General features: G+C 67.2%; 11 protein-coding genes. 3 read left to right on the top strand and 8 right to left on the bottom strand.

The genetic code is table 11. From position 1 onward, the window contains the following. Nucleotides 1-126 precede the first annotated feature (126 nt). Nucleotides 127-2,682: a TonB-dependent receptor gene (locus NED98_RS12170; protein ID WP_265313195.1), complete on the top strand. Its 2,556-nt coding sequence runs from the start codon at nt 127-129 to the stop codon at nt 2,680-2,682. Nucleotides 2,683-2,805: 123 nt separating this feature from the next. Here the strand turns inward: NED98_RS12170 and NED98_RS12165 are convergent, their stop codons facing one another. From NED98_RS12165 to NED98_RS12130, 8 genes are all read right to left on the bottom strand, one after another. After that, entirely contained in the window at nt 2,806-3,990 is a 1,185-nt protein-coding gene (locus tag NED98_RS12165; protein ID WP_265313194.1) for an acyl-CoA dehydrogenase family protein, read from the bottom strand. Next, a complete protein-coding gene (locus NED98_RS12160) occupies nt 3,987-5,048 on the bottom strand; it encodes an acyl-CoA dehydrogenase family protein (protein WP_265313193.1) in 1,062 nt (353 codons plus the stop codon). The genes NED98_RS12165 and NED98_RS12160 overlap by 4 nt, the downstream gene beginning before the upstream one ends. An 11-nt stretch (nt 5,049-5,059) precedes the next feature. Then, on the bottom strand, nt 5,060-5,851 hold the full coding sequence (locus tag NED98_RS12155) for an SDR family NAD(P)-dependent oxidoreductase (protein WP_265313192.1): 792 nt from the start codon (nt 5,849-5,851) through the stop codon (nt 5,060-5,062). Further along, nucleotides 5,848-6,267 (bottom strand): nuclear transport factor 2 family protein, encoded by a 420-nt coding sequence (locus NED98_RS12150; protein ID WP_265313191.1) that lies wholly within the window; start codon nt 6,265-6,267, stop codon nt 5,848-5,850. Before NED98_RS12150 ends, NED98_RS12155 begins: the two co-directional genes overlap by 4 nt. Continuing rightward, nucleotides 6,254-7,171, bottom strand: a complete 918-nt coding sequence (locus tag NED98_RS12145; RefSeq protein ID WP_265313190.1) for an NAD-dependent epimerase/dehydratase family protein — start codon at nt 7,169-7,171, stop codon at nt 6,254-6,256. Before NED98_RS12145 ends, NED98_RS12150 begins: the two co-directional genes overlap by 14 nt. Before the next feature lie 57 nt (nt 7,172-7,228). Next, nucleotides 7,229-8,062: an SDR family NAD(P)-dependent oxidoreductase gene (locus tag NED98_RS12140; RefSeq protein ID WP_265313189.1), complete on the bottom strand. Its 834-nt coding sequence runs from the start codon at nt 8,060-8,062 to the stop codon at nt 7,229-7,231. 14 nt (nt 8,063-8,076) lie between these two features. Further along, the gene (locus NED98_RS12135; RefSeq protein WP_179511051.1) at nt 8,077-8,850 is read right to left on the bottom strand and encodes an SDR family NAD(P)-dependent oxidoreductase; all 774 of its coding nucleotides are present in this window, start codon (nt 8,848-8,850) and stop codon (nt 8,077-8,079) included. Between the two features lie 248 nt (nt 8,851-9,098). Next, nucleotides 9,099-10,805 carry an N-acyl-D-amino-acid deacylase family protein gene (locus NED98_RS12130; protein ID WP_265313188.1) on the bottom strand — a complete coding sequence of 569 codons (1,707 nt, stop codon included), beginning with the start codon at nt 10,803-10,805 and terminating at the stop codon, nt 9,099-9,101. Nucleotides 10,806-11,032: 227 nt separating this feature from the next. Here NED98_RS12130 and NED98_RS12125 point away from each other — a divergent pair, with 227 nt between their 5' ends. Both NED98_RS12125 and NED98_RS12120 read left to right on the top strand, forming a co-directional pair. After that, nucleotides 11,033-11,905 carry an SDR family NAD(P)-dependent oxidoreductase gene (locus NED98_RS12125; protein ID WP_265313187.1) on the top strand — a complete coding sequence of 291 codons (873 nt, stop codon included), beginning with the start codon at nt 11,033-11,035 and terminating at the stop codon, nt 11,903-11,905. A gap of 115 nt (nt 11,906-12,020) precedes the next feature. Next, a complete protein-coding gene (locus tag NED98_RS12120) occupies nt 12,021-12,788 on the top strand; it encodes an SDR family NAD(P)-dependent oxidoreductase (protein ID WP_265313186.1) in 768 nt (255 codons plus the stop codon). Nucleotides 12,789-12,795: the final 7 nt, after the last annotated feature.

Here is a 12,795-nt window from a genome sequence, read left to right as displayed (position 1 = left end):
TTTTACTTGGATGCGGAATCTTGATTGACATAAATTACGAACTTTGAAAACCTCCCCGCTGACGCCGGACAGGGGATCGCACCCGCATGAACGCGGGGCGGACCGCCGGCAGGGGAGGAGAGGCTCATGAAGTCTTGGCATCGGGCGACCGTGCGCGCCTTGCTGGCGAGCGGCGCCGGGCTGGTACTGCCGATCGCGGCGCAGGCGCAGAACGGACAGCCCCCGCAGCAGGCCTCGACCGGCGGGCTGACGGAGATCGTCGTCACCGCGCAAAAGCGCGAGGAAAACCTCCAGCAGACCCCGATCGCAATCTCGGCGATTTCCGCCAAGCAGGTGGAGTTGCGCGGCATTTCCGAGATCAAGGATCTCAGCGCGCTGGCCCCCAATGTCGCGATCGCGCCGGGCACGACCAATGCGACCGCCGCGGTGGTCTCGATCCGCGGCATCCCGACCCCGGCCGACGAGACGCAGGGTTATGATTCGCCGATCGGGCTCTATCTCGATGGCGTGTATCTCGCGCGCTCGTCCACCGCCTCGTTCGAGGTGGCGGATATCGAGCGCGTCGAGGTGCTGCGCGGGCCGCAGGGCACCTTGTTCGGGCGCAACACGACCGGCGGCGCGATCAATTTCATCACCAAGCTGCCGACCGACTATGCCAGCCTGAAGTTGCGGTTCGGCTACGGCAATTTTAATCAGTTGACCGGGCGCTTCATCCTCAACAGCGGGACGATCGGCGACGTGCTGCGCATGTCGATCGGCTATCTCCACAAGCAGCGCGATGGCACCGTCGACAATCCGCTCCAGCCCGATCGGCTGCTCGATCCGGGCGGCAACAAGACCGACAGCGTGCGCTGGGCGGCGACGCTCGATCTGGCGCATTGGCTGAAGATCACCAACATCTTCGATTATACCCGCGTCGACGGCGTCGCATCGGCGCAGCAGCTCGCACAAGTGGGGGACGGGACCTTCCGGCCCAATGTCACGATCGGCGGCAACACTTTCTCGCAGGTTCAGCCGGCCAATGTCGCGGGCTATCTCGCCGAGGCCAATGTGCTCCAGCCGGGGTGCGGCAAGCCGGTGCAGCTCGCGCGGCTCGATACCCTCTGTCTCGATCAGGCCCGGCTGTCGAGCGACCGCGTGTGGGGCGAATTGTTTCGCGTCGAGGCCGATCTCGGCGGGGTGACACTGCGCTCCTCGACCGCGTGGCGCGGCTGGAAGAACAGGATCGAGGGCAGCGATCTCGACGGGATGGGGACGTTGCGCGGGCCGCTGTTCACGCAGACGTCGCTGCTCAACGGTTTCCCGGTTGGGGTGCTGTCGTTGTTCCAGCCGGCGGGCACCGCGGCGTTCCTCGCCGGCCAATCGGTACCGACGACGACGCAGCCCCTGTTCCAGGCGAGCAACGTGCGCCGCCAGCATCAGTTCAGCCAGGAGCTCGAGCTTGTCTCGGGCAAGGGCAGCGCGTTCGAATGGGTGGTCGGCGCCTTCTATTTCCGTGAGAACGGTTATGAGCGCAACGACCAGAGCTTCGGCTTCGTGCTCGACACCAATCAGGCGGTGTTCACCCCGACGAACTTCGGCGCGCTCGCACCGGTGCTGCAGGCGGCCAACCCCGCACGTTACCGGCTGGTGCCGACGCCCAGCTCGGTGCTCGGCTATAACGCTTACGGTTCGTCAAAGGCGATCTACGGCCAGGCGACGTGGCGGCCGGGTGGAGCCGATGCGCCGCTCGGGTTCACGCTCGGGCTGCGTTACACCTGGGATACCAAGCGGATGGCGCGGTTCCAGAACGGGCCGACGCCGTTCACCGCGCCGGTCGATCTCGCGCTCAACGACCAGACCGCCAAGTTCAGCGCGCCGACCGGCAATTTCACGGTCGATTATCGCGCCAGCGACGAGGTGAACCTCTATGCCCGCGTCGCGCGCGGCTATCGCTCGGGCGGGTTCAACGCGCGCCAGTCGACCAGCGCCGCGGCCAATATCCCGCTGATCCCGTTCAGGGACGAGAAGATCTGGTCGTATGAAATCGGCGCCAAGACCGAATTCGCCCACCGGCTGCGGCTCAACGGTGCGGTGTTCTACAACCAATATTCCGATCAGCTCGCGACGATCCCGATTCCGGGCGGCGCGACCTTCGGCACGCAGGTGGTGAATGCCGGCAAGACCAATTATCTCGGCGCCGAGCTCGAAGGGCAGCTTGTCCTCACCGACGAACTCTCGCTTGACGGGTCGGTCGGCTATGTTCACAAGAACGTGAAGCAATTTCCGGCGGCGGATATCAACGGCGTGATCCAGAATATCGCCCCGGTGATCACGCTCGGCAATTCGCCCGATTGGACCGCCAATGCCGGCGCGACCTACACCCGGCCGATCGGCGGCGGCGCCCGGCTCACGGCGCGGGCGGGGTGGAATTACGTCTCGTCGCAGGTGATGTTCGCCAACCCGCTCGCCGCGCCGTTCCAGCAGGTGACCTCGGGCAGCGCGCGTGGCTTGTGGGATGCGCAATTGCGGATCGACGATTTCGATCTCGGCGCGGCCAAGGTCAGCGTGACTTTGTGGGGAAAGAACCTCACCAACAAGGCTTATGTCGCGCGCGGCATCGATTACGGCCAGCTCGGCTGGGGCGGGGTGATCTACGGCGATCCGCGGACCTATGGCGTGACGCTCGATCTGAACTTCTGACGAAAAGGCGCCGGTCGGGAAGCACTGACCGGCGCTTTTCGTCGTCCCAGCGCAGGCTGGGATCTCAGGCCGCAAGCGCGAGCTATGGGGCACGCGATCCCAGCTTGCGCTGGGATGACGGGATTATATCGACCCCCGCGGCTCGCGCGGCAGGCCGAGCGCGCGCTCGGCGACGATGTTGCGCTGGATCTGGTTGGTCCCGCCGTAGATCGTGTCCGCGCGTGCCGAGAGGAACAGGTTCGGCAGCATCGGGAAATGATAGTCCTCGTCGTCGGTCACCTCGCCGGCCTGGCCCAGAACGTCCATCGCCAGCTCGCCGAGCGAACGCCGCCAGCTCGCCCATTGCAGCTTATAGGTCAGCGCCGCGCCGTCCGGGCGCGCGTGATCGGTGTGGCTCAGCATCCGCAGCGCGCCGTAACGCATCAGCCGCAGCCCGATCTCGGCCCTGGCGATGCGCTGGCGGATCAGCGGGTCTTGCGCGCTGCCATTCTCCCGCGCGGCGGCGATGATCGCATCGAGCTCGTTGCGGAAATTCATCTGCTGGCCGAGCGTCGAGACCCCGCGCTCGAACGCGAGCAGTCCCATCGCCACCTGCCAGCCGTTGCCCGGCGTGCTGACGAGATTGCCCGAGGCGGTGCGCGCGCCGTCGAAGAAGGTTTCGTTGAACTCGGCCTCGCCGTTGATCTGGCGGATCGGGCGGATCGTGATCCCCGGCTGGTCGAGCGGCATCAGCAGGAAGGTGAGCCCCTTCGGCCCCTTCGAGCCTTCCTCGCTGCGCGCGACGACGAAGATCCAGTCGCAGATCTGCGCCAGGCTGGTCCAGATCTTCTGCCCGTCGACCACCCATTCGTCGGTCGCCGCGTCGAGCCGCGCCTTGGTGCGGACATTGGCGAGGTCGGACCCTGCGTTGGGTTCGGAATAACCCTGGCACCACAGCACCTTGCCGGAGGCGATCCCGGGGAGGAAGCGTTGCTTCTGCTCCTCGGTGCCGAAGGTCAGGATCGTCGGGCCGGCGAGTTCCACCCCCATGTGCGCGATCCGCCCCGGCGCCCCGGCGCGGGCATATTCCTCGGCGAAGATCACCTGCTGCGCCAGCGTCGCGTCGCGGCCGCCCCATTGGCTCGGCCAGCCGATCACCGACCAGCGGTCCTCGCCCAGCTTGAGCTCCCATTCCTTGCGGCGCTCGGCCGCCGCGGTGAGCCCGGTCAGCCCCTTGAGGTCGCTGAATTCGCCGTGCATCTGCGCGTTGAGCCAATCGGCTGCCTCGGCGCGGAACGCCTCATCCTCTGGCGAGAAGCCCAGTTTCATGCGGCGTCTCCCAGCCCGATCAGTTGCGCGATCCGCTCGCGATGCCAGGCGCTCGTCCCGAGCATCGACTGGATCGCCTTGGCGCGTTTGAAGAACAGATGCGCGTCATGCTCCCAGGTGAAGCCGATCCCGCCGTGGAGCTGGATCATGTCGCCCGCGCAGCGGAAATAGGTGTCGGCGGCGAAGCTCTTGGCCGAATGGAGCGCGATCGGCGCTTCGTCCGATCCTTCGTCGACCGCGCATGCCGCCCAATAGACCGCCGAACGCGCCTGCTCGATCTCGACCATCATGTCGGCGAGGCGGTGCTTATACGCCTGAAAGCTGCCGATCTGGCGTCCGAACTGGACGCGCTCCTGCGCATAGCCGACGGTGCGGTCGAGCGTCGCCTGCGCGCCGCCCAAAGCCTCGGCGGCGACGCAAATCCAGCCGCCTTCCTGCGCCGCGCGCAACGCCGCAGCGGCATCGCCGAGCGGCTCGGCCGGGGTATCGATGAGCGTCAGCCGCGCGAAGGGGCGCGTCTGGTCCAGCGTCGTGCAGGCGGCGACGATCAGCCCCGCCGCGCCGCGCTCGACCAGCCACGCGGCGCTGTCGGTGGCGATCAGAAATACATCCGCCGACGCGCCATGCGCGACGAAATCGACCGTTCCCGACAGTCGGTCGCCCGACGCAGTGACCTTCGCGGCGAGCCCCGTCGCGCCGATCGCCTCGCCGCTGGCGAGCTTCGGCAGCCACACGGCCTTTTGCGCCTCCGATCCGCCGCGGGCGAGGCCATGTGCGGTCATCGCCAGCGAGCCGAGCATCGGCAGCGCCGCGACCTGCGCGCCTGCCGCTTCGGCGAGGATCGCGAATTCGACCAGCCCCAGCCCGGAGCCGCCATGCGCCTCGGGCAAGGCGATCCCGGCGAGCCCCAGTTCCTGACAGAAGCTGTGCCACAAGGCGCGGTCGACGCCGTCATTGTCCATGGCGGCGCGGGTGCGCTCGCTGGTGGCGTTTTCGTCGAAGAAGGCCTTGGCCGTCTCCGCGATCATCGCCTGTTCGTCGGTGAATGCGAAGTTCATCTGTCTTCCGGTCAGCCGGCCTGCAACACGGCCGAGAGGTTGGGATTGCGACGCAGCTCGTTACCGCCGTCGACCGCGAAGCTCTGCCCCGTGACCCACGACGATTCCGGCCCTGCGAGATAGCGTACTGCCTGCGCGATATCGACCGGTTCGCCGAAGCGGCCGAGCGGGAATTCGGGGGCGAAAGCGTCGAGCACGCCCGGCGTCTGGAACATCGGCCCGGTCGCGTCGCTGCGGGTGAGGCCGGGGCGGACGGCGTTGACGCGGATGCCGCGCACGCCGAGCTCCTCGGCCGCGCCGCGCACCAGGGCCTCCAGCGCGCCCTTGGCGATATGATAGCTGGCGAGGAAGTGGAACGGCAGCTTCGCCGCGGTCGAGGAAATGCACACGATCGCGCCGCCCGGCTGCATCAGCGGGACGCCGTGGCGGATCGCGAGGAAGGTGCTGGTGACGTTGAAGTCGAAATCGTGGCGCAGTTCGTGCGCTTCGAGCGACATGAACGGCTTGAACCCGCCGCCGCCGACCGTCGCGACGATTACGTCGAGCCGCCCCGCGATCGAATGCGCGGCGCCGAGCGCCGCCTGCACGTCGCCCTCGATGGTCGCGTCGCCCGCGAACACTTCGATCCGCGCATCGGGCACCGCGGCGAGGATTTCGGCGCGGCTGCGCTCCAGCGCGTCCAGCCGGCGCCCCATCAGCAGCAACGTCGCGCCGTCGCGGGCGAGAAGCAGTGCGGAGGCAGTGGCGATCCCGCCGCTACCCCCGGTGACGATCGCGGTCTGCCCGTCGAGCGGGCGCGTCATTGGCCCATTGTCCGCGTTTCCTCCCAATCGACGATCAGCGTGCGCTGGCTGAAGCGCCATGCGCCGCCCTCGCGTCGCCACTGATCCTGATAGCGGATCGACCAGCACAACAGGCTCTTGCCCCCGTCCGCCGCGACGAGATGGTCGGCGGTCGAATAGGTTTCGCCCTCGGCGCGATCGCCATGGATCGTGACGAGCTGGTTGTGGACGCGATGCTGGGTCTTGAGGAACATGCGTTCGAGCAGGTCGATGCTGCCGAGCACCGCATCGCGCCCCTCAATGCGGAAGCCCGGGCCTTCGACCACGCAATCCTCGGTCATCACCTCGGTCCACAGCGCCTTGTCGCGCCGATCGGCGCCGGCGGCGTAGAGTTCCGCAGTGCGGCGCAGCGCCGCCTCGTCCTCAAGCCGAGACATTGGCCCCGCCATATTGCGCGACCACCTCGGCGACCGCATTGGCGACATCATTGCGCGTATAGCCAAGCAGCGCCGTTTCGGCCGGGTCCGGCTCGTAGCGGATCCAGTTGCCGCGCCCCTGCGGAATCGCGACATCGGGGAGCAAGGGGTGCGATTCATCGCGCGCCTCGGGGCGCGCGGCATTGCCGGCGGCGGCGAAGAACAGCCCGAAATAATCCGCGAAGCTCAGATTCTCGTCGCCGACCAGATAGGCCTTGCCCGGCTCGCCGCGCAGCAAGGCGCCTTCGAGCGCCTGGCTCAGCGAGCGGAACGACATGAAATTGGTGCCCCCGGCGGGTGCGTACACCGGGATGGGCAATTTGCCCTCGGCCCAGGCGACATAGGGCTCGAAGATCATGCTCGACAGCCCCGGTACCGCGCCGACCATGAAGGGCGCGTTGACGCTGATCACGTCGAAACCCGGGCGGGTCTCTGCGCGCGCGCCCTCGCAGGCGAGTCGGCGCGAGCGGATGTAGAAATTGTTCTTTTCGAGCTCGGGCGCGGCCTGCGGGTAGAAGCTGCCGAGCTGGATCACGCGCTTCACCCCGGCCTCGCGCGCGGCGCGCATGAAGGCGGGGACCGCCTCGGTATTGGCGCGGTTGAGATGCTCCTGCGCATCGATCGAGGGCGGGATGTGGCGCGGATCGTTGCCCGCGGCGAAGATGATCGCGTCAAACCCCTTGAGGCGATCGGGGGTGAAATCGCCCGCGACATAATCGCCCTTGAGGAACGGCATATCGGCCATTGCGGTGCCCGCCGGCGCGGGGTTACGCGCGGCGATCGACACGTCATGGCCCTTTTCCGCGAGATGGATCGCGGCATGGCCGCCAAGACCACCGGTGCCGCCGACGACGAGGATTTTCATAGTCTCTCTCCTAGAGCGCCGAGCGCCAAACAGCCCGAACCGTGGGGGATATTGTCATTAGGCCGGAATCCGCAGGCCGTTGCCGCTGACCAGCGGGACGACCGTCCATTGTCCTTCGGGGGTCCGCGTCCAGCCCGCCGCGGCGAGCGCGCCGCCGTCGACGTGGATCGTCGTCCCCGTCACCCAGCTCGCGAGCGGGCTGGCGAGATACAGCGCCGCGCCCGCGATGTCCTCCGGCTTGCCGAAGCGGCCGAGCGGGATCCATTTGTCCATATGCGTGCGATTCTCGGGCGGGATCATGTAATCCAGCGCGACCTGCGGCGTATCGGTGGTCTCGGGAGCGATATCGTTGATGCGAATGCCATCCGGCGCCAGTTCGAGCGCGAGGCATTTGCTCAACGCGGTCACCGCCGCCTTGCACGCGCCATAGACCGCGCAATTGGGGATGCCGCGGAACGCCTCGATCGAGGTCACGCTGACGATGCTCGATCCCGGCGCGGCGGTGCGCAGCAGCGGCAGCATCGCGCGGGTGACGCGCATCACCTGGCCGAAATTGATCTCGACGATGCCGTCGATTTCCTCGTCGCTCATCGTTTCGAACGGCTTGGCGTGGAGGAAATCGCCGACATTGTTGACCAGCACGTCGAGCCTGCCGAAGCGTTCTTTCAGCGTCGCGGCGAGCGCGGCGACCTCGGCGCTCTTGGTCACGTCGCAGCGTAGCGCGAGCGCGGCGGGATAAGCCGCGGCGAAATCGGCGCGCAATTCCTCGCTCACCTCGGCGATCGCCACGGTCGCGCCGGCGGCGGCGAATGCCTCGGCACAGGCGCGGCCGATCCCGCGTCCGCCACCGGTGACGAGCACCGTCTTCCCGGAATAATCGAGCGGGTTCATCGCGGCGGCTCCCATTATGACGGCAGATAGAGTTGCGCGGCCTTGCCGCCGTCGACCGGCAGCGCGGTGCCGGTGATATAGCTTGCGGCGTCGGACAGCATGAACAGGATCGCCTCGGCGAGTTCGTCGGGCGCGCCGCCGCGGCCCATCGGGATCGCGTCGATCGTCTTGGCGGCGGTATCGGGCGCGGCCTTGCCGAACGCCTCGGTCGCGGCGGTCTGCACCTGTCCGGGGACGATCGCATTGACGCGGATGCCCGATCGCGCGCCCTCCATCGCGGCGACCGCGGTGAACTGGATCAGCGCCGCCTTCGACGCCGAATAGCTCGCCATATAAGGCGCGGCGCGGATGCCGCAGGAGGAGGAGATGTTGACGATCGAGCCCTTGCCCTGTTTCGCCATCACCCCCATCGCCGCCTTGGTGCCGACGAACACCGCATCGGCGTTGACCGCGAAATCCTGCCGCCACTGATCGAGCGTCAGACTGCCGATCGGCGCATAATGGACCGACATCGCATTGTTGACCATCATGTCGAGCCGGCCGTGGCGCCGCGCGACATCCTCGACGAGCGCGGTGAACGCCGCATCGTCGGAAACGTCGAGCTGGTGGATTTCGACCTTGCCCCCGGTCGCGGCGATTTCCGCCTCGGCCTCGGCGAGCTTGTCCGGCCGGCGCGCGCAGATCGCGACGGTCGCGCCACGCTGCGCGAGCAACCGCGCGGTCGCCCGGCCGATGCCGTCACTCCCGCCGGTGACGATCGCCACCTCTCCCGTGAAATCCTGTGTCATTGGCGCGGTTCCACCGAATCCGATTGCGCTGAAGTCAACGCAATTGGCGCGTTGGCGGCGTGACTGTCAATGCATAGCGTAAAATATATGACGTTGAACTACGAAAACACTCAATGCCGCGCTCCTTTCTTGGGTCTCCGCGAAGGGCCCCCATCTAAAGTATTACTTTGATGGGAACCCAAGGCGGGACCCAGCCTGGGCTCCTGCCTTCGCGGGAGCACAAGCCGGGCTTGGGATGACGGGAATAGCTACCGCGCCCCGCGCACCAATCGGCCCGGCAGCGCGCCGGTCGCCTCGCCGTGGCGGCGGATCACCGCGCCCGACACGATCGTCGCATCGTAACCGCTGGCGCGCTGATCGAGTCGTCGCCCGCCCGCGGGCAAGTCGCGGACGATCTCCGGGCGGTGCAGCTGCAGGCGATCGAGGTCGATCACATTGATATCCGCCTTGGCGCCGATGCGCAGCACGCCGCGATCGCCGAGCCCCACCGTCTGCGCGGTCCGTGACGTGAGCATATGGATCGCCCGCGCCAAGTCGATCCGCTGCTCCGTCGCGTCGCGCACCCAATGCGTAAGGAGGAAGGTCGAATAGCTCGCGTCGCACACCGCGCCGTAATGCGCCCCGCCGTCACCGAGCCCGGGGACGCAATTAGGGTGGGTCAGCATCTCATATGCCGCGTCGAGCCGGCCGTTCTCATAATTGCCCAGGGCGGCGAGGAACATCGCCTCGCCCGCGCTGTCGAGGAAGGCGTCATAGGCATAATCGGCCGGGGTGCAGCCGCGCGCGGCGGCAAGCGCGGCGATGCTCTGATCGGCAGGTGGGGCGTAATTCGGCGGATCGTTGAGCGGGAACATCCACTGCCAGATTCGCGCGATGCCGGAGAGCGGGTGGCCCGGCTCGGGGGTGTCGGAAAGGATCGCGCGACGCACCGCGGGATCGCGCATCGCCGCGATCCGCTCGGCGAGCGGGAGGTGCGCGATCGCGCGATAGCTCGGGCACAGCACGAAGGGGTGGACCGATAGCTCGATCCCGGCGATTAGCCCGATCGGCCGCGGCATCACCTGCGCGGTGATCGACGAGCCGGCGGCATTGGCCGCTTCCATCCGCGCGATCGCCTCGCGCCAGGTCGGCGGCCCGTCATTGCCGCAAGCGAGCGTATAGGTCGCGGGGCGGCCGCATGCCTTGACCACGTCGGCCATCACGTCGAACTCGTCGGCCCAGCCGCGATAGGCGTCGAGCACGATCTGCAATATGCCCGAACCGGCATCGCTCATCCCCGCGCAGATCGCCTTGAGTTCGGCGGTGTCGGCGTCGTAGCTCGGGATCTGATCGCCGTCGGCGGTGCGGTGGATGTTGAGCCGAGAGGTGGCGAAGCCGAGCGCGCCGGCCTCGACCGCCTCCCGGCTCAGCGCGCGCATCCGCGCGAGATCGCCCTCGGTCGCTGCTTCGCGTTTCGCGCCGCGCTCGCCCATCACATAGACGCGCAGCGGGGAGTGCGGGAGATAGGCGGCAACGTCGATATCGCGCCGCCCCGCCTCGAGCCGGTCGAGATAGTCGGGAAAGGTCTCCCAATCCCAGCGCAGCCCTTCGGTCATCACCACGCCGGGGATATCCTCGACCCCCTCCATCACCCGGACGAGCAGATCGCGGTCGTCGGCGCGGCAGGGCGCGAAGCCGACCCCGCAATTGCCCATCACCGCGGTGGTGACGCCGTGTGACGAGGAGGGCGCGAGCCGCGCGGACCAGATCGCCTGACCGTCATAATGGGTGTGGACGTCGACGAAGCCAGGGGTGACGATCCGGCCCCTGGCGTCGATCTCCTCGGCGCCACGCCCGCCGACATTGCCCAGCGCGACGATCTGCCCGTCCTTCACCGCGACATCGCCATCGAACAGTGTCCCGCCGCTGCCGTCGACGATCGTCCCGCCACGGATCACCAGATCATGTTCGCTCATGCGCCGCGCCTCTCCAGTCGGATATTTCTAATCCTAAGCTTCCCGCGGCGACAGGGGCCAGGCATCATCCATTTTGGCTAAAAGCGCTCAGAAAACCTCCTCGTCATTCCCGCGAAGGGAGGCGTCGACATTGGCCTTGTGCGCAGATAATTACGTTTATAAATTCGAGTCTGTGGGCTATTTTGATAAAAATACGCTAGTTTGCGTCGAATCGGGAAAGGATTGTCATGGTCGAGCCGAAGGTTGCACTGGTCACCGGCGCCAGCCGGGGCGCGGGGGCGGGAATTGCGCGCGGGTTCGGCGAGAAGGGGATGACGGTCTATGTCACCGGGCGGAGCACCGCGCCGGGGCTGGCGCACGGCTGGGACGGCACGGTGCTGCCGGGCACCGTCGGCGAAACCGCCGAGGCGGTGACCAGGGCAGGGGGCAAGGGGATCCCGGTGGTGTGCGATCATAGCGACGACGCGCAGGTCGCCGCGCTGTTCGAACAGATCGAGCGCGAGCAGGGGCGGCTCGATATCCTCGTCAACAATGCCGCTTACATGCACCGGCAATTGATCGAGAAGAAACCGTTCTGGGAAAAGGAACTGGCGGCGGTCGGCATCCTCGATGTCGGGCTACGCTCGGCCTATGTCGCGAGCTGGCACGCGGCGAAGATGATGGTGCGGCAGGGTTCGGGGACGATCGCCTTCGGCTCGTCGTTCGGCGCCTCCTGCTACATGCACGGGCCGGCCTATGGTGCGCAAAAGGCGGGGATCGACAAATTCGCACATGATATGGAGCATGATCTGCGCGAGACGGGCGTGCGCACCTTCTCGATCTGGATGGGCCCGCTGGTCACCGAGCGCTCGGCGATCGCGCGCGAGACCAACCCGGAACAGTATGAAGGCTTCATCGAGACCGCCGAGAACCCCGAGTTCACGGGGCACATCATCTATGCGCTGGCGACCGATCCCAAGGGCGCGGCGCTCAGCGGGCGGACGCTGATCGGCGCGGAAGTGGCGCGCGATCTCGGCGTCACCGACCGCGGCAAGGAGCGGCCGTCGTATCGCGAGATGCTCGGCAGCCCGCCGGAGCCGAACCCGGCGGCGGTTTATTGAGAGGCCCGCAGCGACTCCCCCTATTGTGCTCCCGCCAAGGCGGGAGGCCAGGCTGGGTCCCCGCGTTCGCCGGGACACAAGGGGGGCTGGCGATGTCAAACGGAAAGGACATTAAGTGACATCCAAGTTGAACCTGCCGGCGACCGGCGTGATCGTGACCGGCGGGGCCTCGGGGATCGGGCTGGCCTCGGCGAAGGCGCTCGCCGCGGTCGGCCGCCCGGTCGCTTTGTGGGATATCGCGGCCGATCGTGCGCGCGATGCCGCGGCGGCGGTGGCGCAAGAATTCGCCGTCAAGGCGATCGGCCTCGGCGTCGATATCCGCGATCTCGACAGCTATGACGCCGCGATCGAAGAGAGCCGCGCGGCGATGGGATCGATCGGCGGGTTCGTCCACGCCGCGGGCGTCGTCGATACCGCATCGATCGACGGGATGACCGCCGAAAGCTGGGACGCGGGGATTCACACCCATTTGCGTCCGCTCGCGTTCCTCGCGCAGAAGCTCCAGCCCGATCTTGCCGCCAACAAGGGGGCGGCGATCGTCGCGATCACCTCGATCAACGCGACGCTCGGCAATGCGATCAACCCGATCTACACCGCGGCGAAGGGCGGGATGCTCTCGCTGGTCCGCTCGCTCGCCGACCGGCTGGCGCGGGACGGGGTGCGGGTCAATTCGGTGTCGCCGGGGCAGATCATGACCCCGATGATGAAGCCCGCGGTCGACAACCTCCCCGGTTTCTTCGAGAAGCGCATCCTGCTCGCGCGGATCGGCGAGCCCGAGGAAATCGGCAGCGTGGTACGCTTCCTGATGTCCGACGACGCAAGCTACGTCACCGCCGCCGAACTGGTGGTGGACGGGGGCAATATCTCGTCGCAGCGGGTTTAGTCCAAAC

Origin of the sequence: Sphingomonas lycopersici (assembly GCF_026130605.1) — a bacterium.
Taxonomy (GTDB): domain Bacteria; phylum Pseudomonadota; class Alphaproteobacteria; order Sphingomonadales; family Sphingomonadaceae; genus Sphingomonas; species Sphingomonas lycopersici.
This window is presented reverse-complemented; position numbering and strand designations above follow the sequence as displayed.